Source organism: Pseudomonas sp. S4_EA_1b, assembly GCF_016307435.1.
Taxonomy (GTDB): domain Bacteria; phylum Pseudomonadota; class Gammaproteobacteria; order Pseudomonadales; family Pseudomonadaceae; genus Aquipseudomonas; species Aquipseudomonas rhodesiae.
Window position 1 is genome coordinate 19634 of the sequence record NZ_JAEILC010000120.1, and the last position, 15012, is coordinate 34645.

Genomic DNA, 15012 nt, shown 5'->3' on the forward strand with positions numbered 1-15012 from the left:
TAGGCACCGGCTTGTTCAAGGCTGTGTGCCGAAGAAAATGTTTGGCCCGTTCAGCGAGTGCCGGCGGTTGAGCCGACTTCGCCATAAACCCTTTCCACCTGCGCACGCGCATTGGTCGCCGCTGCCAACGATTCGAGGTATTGGCCACGAGCGACGATCAAGGTGCGCTGGGCATCCAGCACTTCGATGAAACCGAATTTGCCCATCTCGAAGCCGCGGGTTGCGGTCTCTACGGCTTGTTGGGCTGAAGGCAGAATGGTCTTGTCGTAGGACTCGACCTCCTGCATGGCGGTGGACCATTGGTTCAACGCGGTTTGGGTTTCGGTGCGCAGGCGCAGCTCAACAGCATTGCGCTGGTCCCGGGCCTGATCTGCACGACGAGAAGCGGAAAGAATGTTGCCCTGGTTACGATCGAACAGCGGCAAAGGCATAGACAGGCCCACAGTGTTGACCCGCTCGCGCACAGAGCGGTCGTACTGGCTACCTACACTGACAGTAAGGTTCGGGATACGCTGAGCTTTCTCTGAGCCGAGCGAGGCATCGCTCTTGTCTATCTGCACCACGGCCTGACGCATTTCTGCTGTTTGGTCGAGCTTAGCCAGCAGATCTTCAGTGCGAGGTGGCAAGCCCGGGGAGAGGGTTGGCGATTCGAGTCGATCAAACACGGTGACTGAGCTCCCGGTAATTTGAGCGAGCTGTTGGTAAGCGGTCGCTTTTTCCGTTTCTGCACGTCGAACTTGCAGCTGGGCTTCGGCCAGTTGCACTTGAGCGCGGGTCGCCTCCACTGGGGACGACTTACCTGCGCGAACACGGCCATCGACGATGCGAAGACCGCGCTCAGTCAGTTCGAGAGATTGCTTGGCCAGGTCGAGACCTGTCTGGGCCCGCAACGCGGCGTAAAAGGCTTGGACGACATCTGCACGCAGGCCGTTAACGCGACGGTCTAACTCAAGCTGTGCGGCGGTCTGCCCGTATGTGGCGACGTCAACACGAGCCCCCCGCTTACCGCCCAGCTCAAGGGTCTGGCTGAGAGAGACAGTCGTCTGGCTGGTGTTACGACGGGTGTCTTCCACGTCATACGAGATTGTGGGGTTGGGGATAAGCCCGGCCTGCTTGCGAGCACCATCAGCGATCCCAATTTCTTGCCTGGCCGCGGCCAGGTCTGGGTTGGCATCCATGGCCGTCGAAAGCGCCTGGGGCAAGCTGATGCTTTGGGCAAGGGCTGCAGGCGCCATCAACCCAGAGATGACTGCACAGAGTGCAGCGATCTTCCAGGGCGAGACGGGGGTCTTGGGTAAGACATTGCGGTTATACCGGGGCACTTTGATGGTCCTCGTGCACAAACTTCGATAAAGCTTGGCGAGAACGCCGAAACAGCTGCCAAGCCCCACTTGATTAGGTGATGGCACTCTAATGAGCGGTAGCTATCAGAGGGGTGGCTAGAAAATTACAATTTCGTAAGAAAGCTTTTTAATGCCCGTAAATACTGGGAAACCCAACCCGACACGATGATTTCGATACAAGCAACAGAGATGGCAAACACGCGGTGCGAAGGTGCCGAATAACAGGTAGATGACGAAATTGTAATTGTCCTATCACCCTCCCGTTATCTTCGGCCTGCAAATATGAGCTCGCGCTACGCTAGGCGCGCCGCCGGGTCAGAACAACTAACGACACCCGCGCCGGTAAACATAATAAAAACTGCCGTGAATCAAAGGAGCATCGGATGAAAATCAAAGTACCACTGTATTTGGCGGCAGTTTCTGCGCTGTCTGGAAGCTATGCTATTTCGGCACAAGCTGAAGACAAGCCAGAAGGCTTCATTGAAGGCAGCAGCCTTACAGTGTTGAACCGTAACTTCTACTTCAACCGTGATAACCGCGACAGCACCGCCCCCACTTACAACAGTGGCAAGGGCAATACGAACGGCTACTCCGAAGCCTGGGCGCACGCGATCATCAGCAAATTCAACTCCGGGTTTACCCAAGGTACCGTTGGCTTTGGCGTTGATGCCTTTGCCATGATCGGCCTCAAGCTCGACACCGGTGATGGGCGCAACGGCGGCCGTAGCTCCTTCGACGTGCTGCCCGTTGATAACAAGGGTGAAGCTCGCGACGAATACACCAAGGTCGGCGGCGCAGCCAAAGTCCGCTTGTTCGATACCATCGTGAAAGTGGGTGATGTCTTCCCATCGACCCCGGTCGTCGCATCGGGTGACTCTCGCCTGCTGCCAGGGCCTTACCCTCCAGGGTGGTCGTCTGCATGCGATGAGCCAGCCGGTCTCAAGCAACCTGAACGACAACTTCGTGACGTTCTACGGCGGCCCGGTCAACTCGCCATGGATCGGTTACGGTGGCGGTGACTACTCGATCAACGACAACTGGACTGTGAGCGTCTACGCCAGCCAGCTGAAAGACGTCTGGAATCAGTACTACGCCGGCACAAGCGTGGTTTACCCGCTGAGCGACGATCTGGCGCTGATCGGTGGCTTCAACTACTACAAAGCCGTAGATGAAGGTAAGAAGCGCCTGGGTGAATTCGACAACAACATCTGGAGTGCCAAGGTCGGTGTGCGTTACGGTGCCCACACCCTGGCCCTGTCGCATCAGCGCAACAACGGCGACGACGATTTCGACTACCTGCGTCAGTCGGACTCGATTTTCGTCGACAACTCCATCCAGTACAGCGACTTCAACTCGCCGAAAGAGCGTTCCTGGATGCTGCGCTATGACCTGAACTTCACCAGCTACGGCATTCCAGGCCTGACGTTCATGACGCGCTACGCCAGAGGCTCGGGTGCGGATTACTCGAACGCTAACCAGTTCTACATGCGCACCGACGACAACGGCAACCCGCTCGACAATCAGAAGCGTTGGGAGCGTGACGTCGAAGTCAAATACGTTGTCCAAACCGGTCCGGCAAAAGATCTGTCCTTCCGGTTGCGCCAGGCAACCACGCGTGCCACTGCTTTCGAATCGGATCTGGATGAAACTCGTGTAATCATCGAGTACCCGCTTTCGATTCTGTAATTCGCTAACTGGGCCAGTTATCCATTGGCGGGTCCTGTTAGTAAAACGAGCATTACGCATTCACCTTGAGTGGCTTAAGTGCTCCTTTGGTAAAAGGTGGATATTTGGCGCCCATTGGGCGCCTTTTTTTTGCCTAAAATTCAAGTAGGCGTTCGATTGTACGCATCGCATGCCGGTGAAGTTCATGACTACACCAATGACCAGTCTCTTCAATGTGAGCGACCTCGCCGTCATCTGAGCGGAACGAAGCCAGCACAAAGAAGAAAATAACCCAATACTTCATAAGGTCAAATCACCTGCTGGAGAGAGGGCCCGCAACTGTCAAACCCAAACCGCGACAAGATATACCGCCAGACTATCAACTGTATTACCTAGAAATTACAAATCCGTCATTTGAGCCCCGGCACGCTCATTTTGATTTACCATCCCTTTCAATAATGCCGGCGCGCGTGCGCGGTTAATTGCTCAGTGATATCGAGACAAAATCCCATGCGAATTCTGGTAATTGAGGATGAAGTAAAAACTGCGGAGTATGTGCGTCAAGGTCTGACGGAATGTGGCTATGTCGTAGATTGCGTCCACACCGGGTCAGATGGATTATTCTTGGCTAAGCAGCACGAATATGAGCTGATTATCCTGGATATAAATCTGCCAGAGATGGACGGTTGGCAGGTCCTTGAGTTGTTGCGTCGTAAAAACTGCCCTTCCCGTATCATGATGCTGACGGCGAGAAGCCGGCTGGCGGATAAGGTCCGGGGGCTGGAGAACGGAGCAGATGACTACCTGATCAAGCCATTTGAGTTCCCTGAGCTGCTGGCCCGGGTTCGCGCCTTGATGCGCAGGTCAGATCACCCTGCATCCGTAGAGGTCATTCGCGTCGCTGACCTGGAGCTTGATCAGAGCCGGCACAGGGCATTCAGGGACGGTCAGCGCATTGACCTGACCACGAAAGAATTCGCGTTACTGCATTACCTGATGCGTAATACCGGTGTGGTGCTGAGCCGCACCCAAATTATTTCGCAGGTTTGGGATATGAATTTTGACTGCGACACAAACGTTGTAGAGGTGTCGATTCGAAGACTCAGAGCCAAGATAGATGACCCTTTCGAGACCAAACTGATACATACGCTTCGGGGCGTAGGGTATGTGCTTGAAAAACGATAGTTGCCAAGCTCTCTAGTACCGAAAATCCGCTACATGCTCCCGTCGCTTGCGAACTTGAGGTTTCTGTTTACGATCCGCGGCGCTGATTCCTCACTCAACAAATGAGGTAGGCTGTACATGAGGTATAGCATTGATTATCAGCAGGTTTCGCAAGGACAATCCGATGCCAGCATTGATGCCTGTCCAGCTGACATTGTCTTCAACAGCGACCATGGCCTAGCTCTTATCCCGTGCGTTGGCGATGTTATCAACCTCCCCTCTACGGCGGTCAAAGAAGGGGTTTGCGGCATCGTTAGATCAAGGATTTTCAATTATCTCAGAGGTCCTGAAGAGCTGTACTGTCACGTCAATATTCTCGTTGAGGAGGCGGACATCAATTTCGAAAGTCTCATCTCGGAATACATGCGCAATCAGTCACGTGCTCGCTCGCCTTCTTCATAAAGTCGAAGGCGGGCCAGTCCATTAATGGTTGTGTATGGGTGAGGGTTCAGCAGAGCGAGCGCCTACTGAGCACCAGAGATGAATAGTCACAGCCTAGTGGTTTAACGCGGTACTGCTGGTGTACGCAGGGCCGGACTCATTGTTTTTTGAATGGCGCATTGCAGCACATAGAAATATAAAACCCCGGAAGCAAATACGATTGCGGACAGATAAGCAAACTCAGAGTCTAAAACCCCGGAAACCATATACAATTTAATCGTGATAGAACCCATAATAATTCCGGTACAGTACATGACGCCTGTGAACTGATTGCCCAAAAAACTCAGTATGCCGCTGAAGGCATTGTTCGCACTCAACAGCATTGCTTTCAGTATCGTCCAGCCGAGAACTGGCAGAAAAGCCTTGATCATGAAGGCGAATAACATCGACGATGCAAACAGTTTTATCGGGGTTTCTGCCCACGGCTTGATGGTGCCGTCTACTTCAACGCCGGTATACAAGATGATATTCAGAATAATCGCCATAAGGGTGCATATGCCGAGGCGTATCATTTCCCGCTTAAGCGGGGCCATCATTATCACTGCGTGAATCTTGTTTCCAAAGTATCGTTTTAGTCCTTGGATCGACATTTTTCTTCCTATGCTCTCGGGTATGACGCTGTTGTAGCGTTGTATGACGGTCATGCTTTTACCCGAAGAGAGGTGACGCTTCAACGGTCCTGAATTGCGCAGGGGATCTCATGTCCTTCCCCTGGCTGGGTAGCTTGCTGAGAAATTCTCATCTACCTGCGTGGCAACGATGCGGCCACCCCGCCGCCGTCAGAGCTCTGGAGGACTGGCTGCTGTCAGCAACTCATCGAGTGACGGAACCTTAGCGTTTGCACTGAGGACGAGTGTTCTGGATCGGAGTATGGATACATCAAAGAAAGATTCGCACTCGACTCTTCCGTTTACTTCTCTCCAGTGGGTGACTTCTGGTATCAACTCATTAGGCACCGGGTATAGTGCCATAGGGTTATGGAATACCTCCACTTCAGCAGACCACGGCTCGTAGCCATATTGCGGCCAGAGCTGACCGTAGTCGCTGGACGCTACATCCAACAGAAATGGGATACCTCGTGATGCTCCCGGAGAACGGTCGAAAAACTCACCAAACCGCAAGTATCGGTACCCGTCTAGATGAGCTCCACCTGAGATCGGCACTCGGCTGAGCTTTGGCACTGTGCAGGCATTGGTGAAAATGACCGCTGAAAGATGGGCATTTTCCATTAGCGTAAATAGGCCGTTGGGGCGCCCTGATAGCAGAGATGTCTCTTCCTCCACAGTTATCAGGTGCGTACCACGATGCGCAGATGAGTGAACTGCAAAGCCATAGAGATAGCTGATGAGCGACTCCCTGCTCCACAGCATTGAACTGGGCGCATGGAAATCGGCTAAGGCCAGAATGAGCGGCTTACCCTCCACGTGCGGTAGGGATTCGTAACGCTTGTCCAATTTGTTTTGGATGGTCCTCGCAAACCTTTCTGCAGCCGCTCCTAAGAAACGCTCATGTCGGTCAGCGGGTGGGGGGACCGGCGAGGCGCCAAAATGCTCATACCGCTCTTCCGGGTTGGCTGTCACTGCTTCAACCCAGGCCTCATCTCCCAGCCTATTCTCGATGTGAAAATCGGGTGATTCTTTAGGCTGGGTGACCAAGAGTCCCTGTTCACGAAAAATCGCTAATAGGTGGGCTTCCCAGAGGCGGGTGTGAAAATTCTCAGTCTGGCAATCGGGAACCCAATTTCTGTCTGGGGATGGCAGTGCGAGATACAGTTGATTCAGCGCCCACGCCCCAATACGGCGGCTTGGATCAAATAGTGATTTGAACACCACGCTTGGTGTGCGCTTACCCATTCTGCTTAGAGGAGCACGTCGTCGTTCACCTGAAGGGAGTGGAAGCGGATGGGCTTGGGTATAGAGAAAATGGCTGATTGAGGCGCGGGCTTCGGACTCGCCAGTGGTGCACTCACCATGGCTGAGGAGCACCCACACGCTATCGACACGACGCCGCAAGGTGACAATTCCGAAGCTGCCGGAATTGATATTTCGGGTTAGAGCGGCACAAGAAATTCCGTCCTCACTAAGCCATGCCCCTACTGGCGGGCTGTCCCCAAACCCCAACCCTCGTGGAAGCGACAAAGCGATTAGATCGAACATCGGCGCAGCAATTTCTTTCATTCGCTGATCTCGGCAGTCGTCAAAATGCATTCCATCAATGCCTCGGAGCGTGCCCGCCGGCGATGGCATCGGTGGAGGTACCTATTGAAGAAGGGGGCTTTGCTCCACCAGGACGTCTCGGTTGGTGAAGATGGTCTCAATGGTTGCAGCCTCGGCAGCCACATGAGTCTTTCGCGTGATCTCTTCAAGGGCCAGTTCGAGCCGGTAGTCTTGGAAATACTCGTACAGCTTTTCAGAGCTCTCGGATATCTCCTCCCCACCATTTTTTGCGAACAAGATGTGGATGATCGCTGCGAGTGGGAGGGAGATGTCGAGATCCTTCTCTTCTGCATCTGACTCCGAGTTCAAACCGTCGAAATACCTCTCCAGATGATTCTGGAGCTCCTCAAGCCAGAACTGAGATAGGTTGCTAGGTAGGGAGCTTTCAGGCCCGGTCAGAAGGACTTCATCTCTGAATAGAGCCAGCAGATTGGGGTTTGCCATGGAGGACCTCACGATTAGATTTGAGAGCAACTGGTCAGCATAGTCCACCTCAAGATGACCACCTCCTTGACGCCCATCCTGGTGCTCCTGAGCATCAGACGAGTGAATCGCCCCGAAACCTGTAGATACAAAATGACCGCTTCTCGCCGTTAGCTGCCTTTCTTGAAGGACAGCTTTGGGTCGATAGCGGCCTTCGTGGAGGTTGGTGTCTACGGGGTCGGTTTAGTCATTCTGAATCTCCGGTTTCACCTCCGTGAGGCCGGCCATCGTCATGCATCAGATCTTGATTGACACGCGTGCCGCTTTGGATAGCCTTGCAATTGAGGGCTGCAACTGCGCATTTGTCGGGCCTGGGTACCAGCATGAGCCCCCGCAATTTTGGCAGCAGAGGAAGCTGGTTCCTCTGAAGTAGTGACGGCGGGCATTGCCAGTCGGATTCTGAACCCAAGGTCGCCAGACTAGGAGCTAAAGGATCGCTGCGACTACTCCTCATCCCTTACCGAAAAGTCACGCGTCGGTCGTAAACGGCCCTTTCCAGGCCAATCAACTTTTGTGATTGGTGAGTAGGGATTTCTCGGCTTTTCTGTGAAAAGCACCCCTTCATTTCACAAAAAAAATGGCGAAGATTCCAATTTCACGGGGTCTGGCCTATCACCTATTTTGTGAACCTACACTGCACGGCTGAAAGAGGCCTTGGCCTTGATCGAAGTGCGCGTACTGGATCACTTCATCGTGGGTGAAGGTCGTCCACTTTCCCTTGCCGAACATGGTTGGCTTTAACCCTCACAGGCGTCTTCGGGCGCCTTGTTCATTTTCATTCTGGAGAACCCTCATGAACCCCACACACCGAGCTGCGGCCTCAAACCCATTTGCTCGCGGTTACGACAACCTTCATATCGAACGGCTGCTACTGATCACCTACGAAGACGACTGCCCTCCGTGCTTTCGACCAGTGCATGACGCACAAACCCATCTGCCCGACGACGAGCTGCAACTGTTCCCCTGCCTGTTCAATGACGATTTCGCCGTGATCAGCGAAGGCCACTCCATTCCGGATAATTTGGATGAGCGCTGTCAGTCCAGCGGGCTAGTGCGCCAAGTGATCTACGCTGTGATGGGCGAAATGCTCAACGAGCGGCATCACCTCGGTGATCTGTACTCCCTGGAAGAGGCCCAAGCCATGGTCCATCGCTTGAGCTTCGAAACGGGACACTACAGTCGAGCCTGGGAAATCAGTACCGCGCACCTTCCCGAAGAAGCGATGCTTTATCTGGAGGAGTGGGTCAGTAACTTCGCTCTGCGGCAAACCGGCCTCTTGTTCGAGCTTTTTACGCTGCCAGATTGCTGCGGTATCGGTTGCAAACTGATCGGCACGCCATGGACGGACGAGAACTTGCTGAACATTGCGGGCAATCGTCATTCGAGCTTGAGACAAGAACAACTCGACGCAGGCACACCGGAAGCCTTGGTCAACGTACTGTATTTGGCGGCATTGGCGGATGTGCGATTGTTGATCTTCGACCCCGACGCTGCCGTCTTGGATGGGCTCGCCATTTTCGATGAATAGCAACGTGTTCAGCGTTAACACGACCCACCTTGAATCAACTTTCTCACTGAATCGCTCCTTCACTTCATGTCAGGTTCTGCACTGAATCTGACATGAGGTTTTTTCCATGGAGCGTTTTTTCACGCCTGTCTGCCTGCTGGGTTTGTTGAGCGCCTGCACCGCGCAAATCCCCAACTCTTTGCCGACCCATCCAGAGATCGACAGTTACTCCAATCGGGCCCAGCACTCGAAGGGCATAGCCGAAGAAAGCCATCAGGCAGAGCTTCATTATGGCCGCTACACGCTGGTCAGCACCGAGCCCACCACGGAACAACGCGATCTTCTTGCCCAAATCATTGACGTGAGCATCCCGTCCAGCCTGAACCCTTCAGTGCAGGATGCATTGCAGTACGTATTGCAGCGCTCGGGCTATGCGCTCTGCCCCGTTACCGCGTCGGTGAGGGTGCTGTTTACTCGGCCCCTGCCCGCGGCCCATTACCGGCTCGGCCCGATCTTTTTGCGCCGCGCGCTCCAAGTGCTCGCTGGCCCCGCCTGGCAACTCACGACCGACGAAGTCAGCCGTTCAGTCTGCTTCGAACAGCAGAAAACGGAGGCCGGCGTCGCGCTGATCACACCCGTCTCGCCCCATCTGTTGGAGGCACTCCCATGAGAGCCTCGACGTTTCAAACTCTCATCATTGGGCTGCTTTGCTTGGCGGTCGCCGGCCAGAGCGGTGGTTTGTATAACCAGTATCAACGCGTGGCCGAACTGCAGAGCACGAACACCCAACACCTACAAACCCTGGACACCCTGCAACATGATTCAAGCGCCCTCAAGGATGCCCAGGAGAAGCTGCAGTACGCGCTGAAAGACCTGAAGCAGATGGTCGATACTGGTGAGCAACAGGCCAATACCCTCGATCCGATGTTGGATCAGTGGGCGCAAGAGATACAGGAACTGCGTGATGGTCTCGCAGCCCGCGCCACCCAGGCAGACCTGACAGCGCTGCGCGCACGCCTTGAACAGGTCGAGCAGCAGTTCCTGGACCTCAAGACCCAGCCATCACCCCCACCGCCGATGCATTCAGCGCCCAAACCGAAACAGACCGCTCGCCCAAAATCCGTCCCGCTCTCGCCACCTTTCTCGGTGTTGGGTGTCGAGTCCCGCGGGGGTGAGCGCTTTCTGGCGGTCGCTCCGCATGACAGTCGCTCGCTTATGGATGTTCGGCTGCTGCACAGCGGCGAGCAGCTCGGCGCCTGGCACCTGAAAGTGCTGGAGCCGCACTCAGCCATCTTCGCGGTGGCCGCTCAGCCAGACCAGACCGTGCCCCTCCCTTGAGAAGCGATCATGAACAGAGCGTTACTGCCCGCCGTCGTCTGTTTCGTTTCACTGCTTAGCACGAGCGCTGCGATGGGCAACCCTGCCACGACACAATCACGGCTCCAGGACACGCAGTCCGCTCCCCTGGAGCGCTCTCACGCTGAACAGACGGCGAGCTGGGGGCTGACGGAGCAGGAGTGGACGCGCTTCGAACAGATCCAAGCCGGCCCGCGCGGTTTCTGGAGCCCGAACCTCGATCCGTTGACCGCACTCGGGGTCGAGGCCGAGACCGACCAAGAGCGCCAACGCTATGCCGAATTACAGGTAATGCTGGAAGCCAAACGCGCCGAGCGCGAGTTGGCCTACCAAAACGCTTACACCGCGGCCTGGGCCAAGTTATTTCCTGGGCTACTGCCGATCCAGGGTATGGCATCCCCATCCCCTGCCAGCTCAGCGGTCGCGCCGCGCCAAGCCCTGTTTGTGGAAGACCACTGCCCGGCATGCACTGCCGAAGCACAACGTTTGCAAAACAGTGACACGGCGTTCGATATCTACCTGGTGGGCAGCCAAGGCGAGGATGAACGCGTCCGTAACTGGGCTCGGCAAGCCGATATCGATCCGGCCAAGGTGCAACGCCGGCAGATCACCCTGAACCATGACCGTGGTCGCTGGTTCAGCCTGGGTGCTCCGGGGCCATTGCCCGCCACATTTCAACAGGTGAACGGACAATGGCAACGCCTCGACTGAGTGGTCTTGCGCTCATGCTGACGATGCTCGCAGCCCAGGCTGACGAACTTCCGCCTCCGGCCTATCAACTGGCGGCGCATGACGCCGGCATCCCTTCTACGGTGCTGTTCGCGATTGCGCTGCAGGAGAGTGGACTCCGCGTCCGTGGCCGACTGCTGCCCTGGCCCTGGACCCTGAACATCACCGGAACACCCTACCGCTTCGCCACTCGCCAGACCGCCTGTCACGCCTTACTTCAGGCACTCGCCCAACATGACGCCAAGCGGGTCGATGTCGGTCTCGGGCAAACCAATCTGGGTTATCACGGACAACGTTTTTCCAGTCCCTGCGAAGCCCTCGACCCCTACCGAAATCTCGCTGTGACCGCCGCGCTGTTGCAGGAGCATCACGCCGCCACCGGTAATTGGGTGTCAGCGGCTGGACGTTATCACCGCCCGGCAGGAGGAACGCCGGCCGCGCGTTACCGCGCCGGCTTTTCCCGGCAACTCAAACGGTTGCTGGTTTCCTTCGAATAAGGCACACCACCATGAAACGAATATCCCTTACCTGCTATTTCATCTTGCTCTTGGCACCTTTCACCCAAGCCGAACTGAGCACTGTCAAGGGGCTAGGCGGCGATTTCACCCAGCCCTACCTTCGAGTGCCGGGAGCTCAACCGATTGACAGAGCTCAGGTTAACGGGATTATTCACGCAGACCTGTCCGTGATTGCCGATGAGGCCTGGATACTGCCCGTCAGCAGCTCTCGACTGAGCCCCGGCCCGGTCACGCCTCGCTCCCTGAAAATGCCCGGCATGCAACCCTTTTTTCTGGTGGGCGGCGATCCCCAGTCGCTGACTTGGCTGCGTCAACGCGCGGCTGAACTGCAGGAGCTGGGTGCAGCCGGCCTCGCCGTCGAGGTGGCCGATACTGAAGCTTTGGCCCGGATTCGAGCAGCCGCTCCGGACATCACCATCATGCCGGTCAACGGCAACGACATCGCCACCCGCCTGCAGATTGAGCACTACCCCGTCTTGATCACCGCCACCTCATTGGAACAGTGAGTCAGGTCATGGCCGAGCATGCGATGGAGTCGAAGCTCCGGCCAGCGGTGGAGCTGTATACCGTGGCGATCTGCATCGCTGCCGCAGTGCTGTGCATGTACTCGCCCTGGGCTGTGGCCCTGTCACCGGAGATCGGTCTGGTTGCGGCGCTGGCCTATACCCTGTTCGGCCTTATCCGGCTGCGACAAGCCTGGGAGGTGCTGCGTTATCGACGCAATATCCGTCGGCTGCCCCGTTACGAGCTGACCAGTCGGCAGATTCCGGTCAGCCGCAAGCGTCTGTTCATGGGCCGCGGCTTTCGCTGGACCCGCCTGCACACCCAGCGCCTGGTCGAAGCCCAGGATCCGGCGGTCGCCCACTATGTCGACCAACCGACCTGTTACCGTCTGGCCCGTGGACTCGAACGGCGCCTGGAGCATGCACCGTTTCCGCTCTCGACATTGGCCCGTGTCACCGCCTGGGACAGTGCCTTCAATCCGTTGCGCCCTTTGCCCCCGGTAGGTGGGTCGCCACTTCTGCATGGGGTTGAGCCCGATGAAACGGAAGTTAGCCTACCGCTGGGCGAACGGGTCGGACACATACTGGTGCTGGGCACTACTCGTGTCGGCAAGACGCGGCTCGCCGAGGTGTACATCACCCAGGACATTCATCGCGTCGAGCATGAGGTGGTCATCGTTTTCGATCCGAAGGGCGATGCCGACTTGCTCAAACGGATGTACGTTGAAGCCAAACGCGCCGGTCGGGAGAAAGAGTTTTATGTCTTCCATCTGGGGTGGCCGGAAATTTCAGCCCGCTACAACGCCGTGGGACGTTTCGGGCGCATTTCGGAAGTGGCGTCGCGCATCGCCGGGCAGCTCAGCGGTGAAGGCAACTCTGCGGCCTTTCGTGAGTTCGCCTGGCGTTTCGTCAACATCATCGCCCGCGCTCTGATCGAGTTGGGCCGGCGTCCGGACTACCTGCAGATCCAGCGACATGTGGTCAACATCGACGCCCTGTTCATCGAGTACGCACAGCAGTTTTTCGCCAAGACCGACCCGAAGGCGTGGGAATTGATCGTCCAGCTCGAAGGCAAGCTCACCGAAAAGAACATTCCCCGGCATATGGTAGGACGCGAAAAGCGGGTGGTGGCCATCGAACAATATTTGGCGGCAAAACGGGTATTTGATCCGGTGCTGGACGGACTGCGTTCGGCGGTACGCTACGACCGTACTTACTTCGACAAAATCGTTGCCTCGCTACTGCCGCTGCTGGAGAAACTCACCACCGGCAAGACCGCGCAGTTACTGGCCCCCAACTACACCGATTTAGATGACCCGCGGCCAATCTTCGACTGGATGCAGATTATCCGGAAACGCGGCATCGTCTATGTTGGCCTGGATGCGCTAACCGACGCCGAGGTGGCCGCCGCTGTAGGTAACTCCATGTTCGCCGACTTGGTCTCGGTTGCCGGACACATCTACAAACACGGCATCGACCATGGCCTGCCCCAATCAGACAGCAGTGCCAATAAGCTCCCCATCAACCTGCACGCTGACGAGTTCAACGAGTTGATGGGTGATGAGTTCATCCCACTGATCAACAAGGGTGGCGGCGCCGGCATCCAGGTGACCGCCTACACCCAGACTCTCAGCGATATCGAAGCGCGCATTGGCAATCGCGCCAAGGCCGGCCAGGTCATCGGCAACTTCAATACCCTGCAAATGCTGCGGGTGCGCGAAACCGCCACCGCGGAACTGCTCACCCAGCAGTTGCCCAAGGTTAACGTGATGACCAAGACCCTGGTGTCGGGTGCCACCGACACCTCTGATCCTGAGGCCAACACGGACTTCACCTCCTCCTCGCAGGACCGTGTCAGCAGCACCAGTGTGCCGCTAATCGAGCCGGCTCATATCGTCAGCCTACCCAAGGGTCAAATGTTCTCCTTCCAGGCCGGTGGCCAACTCTGGAAAGTCCGCATGCCATTGCCAAAACCCTCCAACGACGATGCCATGCCCAAAGACCTACAGGAGCTTACCCAGAGAATGCGGGCGGCCTACAACGAGCAGGCAGGGCAATGGTGGAGCGCAAGCGGTGGCGGCCCAACAACCAACTTCGATCTGGATCAGGTGGGGTAGCCTGGCCCAGCCATAGGTATCGATTCAGCAAACACGTATTCGGTAGGCGTCGTGCCCACATCAACTCTGCAAGGCGTAATATGGAGTGAACGATGGCGATTTCCGCCCAGAAAGCGCCGCCACAACCGATCCAGCATCCGGGATTGATCGTCTCGGCCATCAGCCTGGTCCTGCGCATCATCGGATTGCTGATTGCCTCGTTGCTGCTCTCGATCCTCATCGAGTTCGTCGGACTGCTACTGTTCTGGGGCGATCAGGGTTGGCGACACAGCCAGGCCATGTTGAATAGCGAATTGGGGTGGCTCAGCGAGCACTTCAAAGCTTCACTTCTCATCCAGCAGCCTGGGCCAACGATTGTCCAGTGGCTGGATTTCCTCAATCAGTGGCTGCTGGTCAAGACTGGCTTTGCGGATTTTGCCCGGCAGGCGCGGGTGTCGAGCCAGGGCAACGGCTTCTGGAGCTGGATCAACCAGCTCTACGTGAGCATTGAGGCTTTCGTGCTGGCGGCGGTCTATGTGACCTTTACCTTCGTGGTGCGCCTGACCATTCTGGTCCTGGCCACGCCATTGTTCTTGCTGGCCATGTTCACGGGTTTTGTCGATGGTTTGATGCGCCGCGACCTGCGCAAGTTTGGAGCCGGGCGAGAAAGCAGCTTTGTCTATCACCGCGCCAAGCGAGCAGTTTTACCACTGTTGATCGTGCCCTGGATCATTTACCTATCCCTGCCCTTTTCGCTCAATCCTATGGCCGTCTTTTTGCCTTGCGCGATGATGCTCGGAATAACGACAGCCATCACCGCGGCGACGGTTAAAAAATAAATTTGATAAAATGTAATGCTGACGTGTTAAACCATTCCGGTGAATTTGGCCAAAATCGCGACGACATAACCGCCAATAATAGACAAACCAAC

General features: G+C 56.2%; 14 protein-coding genes and 2 pseudogenes. 12 read left to right on the plus strand and 4 right to left on the minus strand.

Features of this window, described 5'->3' with window-relative positions:
• Window positions 1-50 precede the first annotated feature (50 nt).
• A complete protein-coding gene (locus YA0848_RS30355) occupies window positions 51-1322 on the minus strand; it encodes a TolC family protein (RefSeq protein ID WP_010951456.1) in 1272 nt (423 codons plus the stop codon).
• A gap of 404 nt (window positions 1323-1726) precedes the next feature.
• On the opposite strand from YA0848_RS30355, the pseudogene YA0848_RS30360 reads away from it, so the two are divergent.
• The 3 genes and pseudogenes from YA0848_RS30360 to YA0848_RS30370 all read left to right on the plus strand — a co-directional run bounded on the left by YA0848_RS30360 (window position 1727) and on the right by YA0848_RS30370 (window position 4634).
• Window positions 1727-3029 (plus strand): annotated as a pseudogene (locus YA0848_RS30360) (OprD family porin).
• A gap of 489 nt (window positions 3030-3518) precedes the next feature.
• On the plus strand, window positions 3519-4193 hold the full coding sequence (locus YA0848_RS30365; protein WP_003253420.1) for a heavy metal response regulator transcription factor: 675 nt from the start codon (window positions 3519-3521) through the stop codon (window positions 4191-4193).
• Between the two features lie 117 nt (window positions 4194-4310).
• Window positions 4311-4634, plus strand: coding sequence for a hypothetical protein (locus YA0848_RS30370; RefSeq protein WP_010951457.1), 324 nt, complete (start codon window positions 4311-4313; stop codon window positions 4632-4634).
• 101 nt (window positions 4635-4735) lie between these two features.
• On the opposite strand, the gene YA0848_RS30375 is transcribed toward YA0848_RS30370, so the two are convergent.
• From YA0848_RS30375 to YA0848_RS30385, 3 genes are all read right to left on the minus strand, one after another.
• Window positions 4736-5263, minus strand: a complete 528-nt coding sequence (locus tag YA0848_RS30375; protein ID WP_012269855.1) for a hypothetical protein — start codon at window positions 5261-5263, stop codon at window positions 4736-4738.
• 189 nt (window positions 5264-5452) lie between these two features.
• On the minus strand, window positions 5453-6850 hold the full coding sequence (locus YA0848_RS30380) for a hypothetical protein (RefSeq protein WP_223296393.1): 1398 nt from the start codon (window positions 6848-6850) through the stop codon (window positions 5453-5455).
• Window positions 6851-6931: 81 nt separating this feature from the next.
• Window positions 6932-7333, minus strand: a complete 402-nt coding sequence (locus YA0848_RS30385) for a hypothetical protein (protein WP_153428583.1) — start codon at window positions 7331-7333, stop codon at window positions 6932-6934.
• Window positions 7334-8005: 672 nt separating this feature from the next.
• On the opposite strand from YA0848_RS30385, the pseudogene YA0848_RS30390 reads away from it, so the two are divergent.
• The 9 genes and pseudogenes from YA0848_RS30390 to YA0848_RS30430 all read left to right on the plus strand — a co-directional run.
• A pseudogene (locus tag YA0848_RS30390) lies at window positions 8006-8113 on the plus strand (JAB domain-containing protein); the annotation flags it as partial.
• Between the two features lie 52 nt (window positions 8114-8165).
• The gene (locus tag YA0848_RS30395) at window positions 8166-8900 is read left to right on the plus strand and encodes a DUF5983 family protein (RefSeq protein ID WP_184316180.1); all 735 of its coding nucleotides are present in this window, start codon (window positions 8166-8168) and stop codon (window positions 8898-8900) included.
• Between the two features lie 106 nt (window positions 8901-9006).
• Window positions 9007-9549, plus strand: coding sequence for a PFGI-1 class ICE element type IV pilus protein PilL2 (gene pilL2 / locus YA0848_RS30400; protein ID WP_184316177.1), 543 nt, complete (start codon window positions 9007-9009; stop codon window positions 9547-9549).
• Entirely contained in the window at window positions 9546-10217 is a 672-nt protein-coding gene (locus YA0848_RS30405; protein ID WP_184316175.1) for a chemotaxis protein, read from the plus strand. Before pilL2 ends, YA0848_RS30405 begins: the two co-directional genes overlap by 4 nt.
• A gap of 9 nt (window positions 10218-10226) precedes the next feature.
• On the plus strand, window positions 10227-10946 hold the full coding sequence (locus YA0848_RS30410; RefSeq protein WP_184316173.1) for a TIGR03759 family integrating conjugative element protein: 720 nt from the start codon (window positions 10227-10229) through the stop codon (window positions 10944-10946).
• Window positions 10928-11461: a lytic transglycosylase gene (locus tag YA0848_RS30415; protein ID WP_184316171.1), complete on the plus strand. Its 534-nt coding sequence runs from the start codon at window positions 10928-10930 to the stop codon at window positions 11459-11461. Before YA0848_RS30410 ends, YA0848_RS30415 begins: the two co-directional genes overlap by 19 nt.
• A gap of 11 nt (window positions 11462-11472) precedes the next feature.
• The gene (locus YA0848_RS30420) at window positions 11473-11988 is read left to right on the plus strand and encodes an integrating conjugative element protein (protein WP_184316169.1); all 516 of its coding nucleotides are present in this window, start codon (window positions 11473-11475) and stop codon (window positions 11986-11988) included.
• 8 nt (window positions 11989-11996) lie between these two features.
• On the plus strand, window positions 11997-14102 hold the full coding sequence (traD, locus tag YA0848_RS30425) for a type IV conjugative transfer system coupling protein TraD (protein WP_184316167.1): 2106 nt from the start codon (window positions 11997-11999) through the stop codon (window positions 14100-14102).
• A 92-nt stretch (window positions 14103-14194) separates the two neighbouring features.
• Window positions 14195-14920, plus strand: a complete 726-nt coding sequence (locus tag YA0848_RS30430; protein WP_198731476.1) for a TIGR03747 family integrating conjugative element membrane protein — start codon at window positions 14195-14197, stop codon at window positions 14918-14920.
• The last annotated feature ends 92 nt before the right edge of the window (window positions 14921-15012 follow it).

What these genes read in the sequence shown, in the direction of transcription:
- YA0848_RS30365 (WP_003253420.1), top strand. Translation starts at nt 3,519, where the DNA reads ATGCGAATTCTGGTAATTGAGGATGAAGTAAAAACTGCGGAGTATGTG.
- YA0848_RS30370 (WP_010951457.1), top strand. Translation starts at nt 4,311, where the DNA reads ATGAGGTATAGCATTGATTATCAGCAGGTTTCGCAAGGACAATCCGAT.
- YA0848_RS30375 (WP_012269855.1), bottom strand. Translation starts at nt 5,263, where the DNA reads ATGTCGATCCAAGGACTAAAACGATACTTTGGAAACAAGATTCACGCA.
- YA0848_RS30380 (WP_223296393.1), bottom strand. Translation starts at nt 6,850, where the DNA reads ATGAAAGAAATTGCTGCGCCGATGTTCGATCTAATCGCTTTGTCGCTT.
- YA0848_RS30385 (WP_153428583.1), bottom strand. Translation starts at nt 7,333, where the DNA reads ATGGCAAACCCCAATCTGCTGGCTCTATTCAGAGATGAAGTCCTTCTG.
- YA0848_RS30395 (WP_184316180.1), top strand. Translation starts at nt 8,166, where the DNA reads ATGAACCCCACACACCGAGCTGCGGCCTCAAACCCATTTGCTCGCGGT.
- pilL2 (WP_184316177.1), top strand. Translation starts at nt 9,007, where the DNA reads ATGGAGCGTTTTTTCACGCCTGTCTGCCTGCTGGGTTTGTTGAGCGCC.
- YA0848_RS30405 (WP_184316175.1), top strand. Translation starts at nt 9,546, where the DNA reads ATGAGAGCCTCGACGTTTCAAACTCTCATCATTGGGCTGCTTTGCTTG.
- YA0848_RS30410 (WP_184316173.1), top strand. Translation starts at nt 10,227, where the DNA reads ATGAACAGAGCGTTACTGCCCGCCGTCGTCTGTTTCGTTTCACTGCTT.
- YA0848_RS30415 (WP_184316171.1), top strand. Translation starts at nt 10,928, where the DNA reads ATGGCAACGCCTCGACTGAGTGGTCTTGCGCTCATGCTGACGATGCTC.
- YA0848_RS30420 (WP_184316169.1), top strand. Translation starts at nt 11,473, where the DNA reads ATGAAACGAATATCCCTTACCTGCTATTTCATCTTGCTCTTGGCACCT.
- traD (WP_184316167.1), top strand. Translation starts at nt 11,997, where the DNA reads ATGGCCGAGCATGCGATGGAGTCGAAGCTCCGGCCAGCGGTGGAGCTG.
- YA0848_RS30430 (WP_198731476.1), top strand. Translation starts at nt 14,195, where the DNA reads ATGGCGATTTCCGCCCAGAAAGCGCCGCCACAACCGATCCAGCATCCG.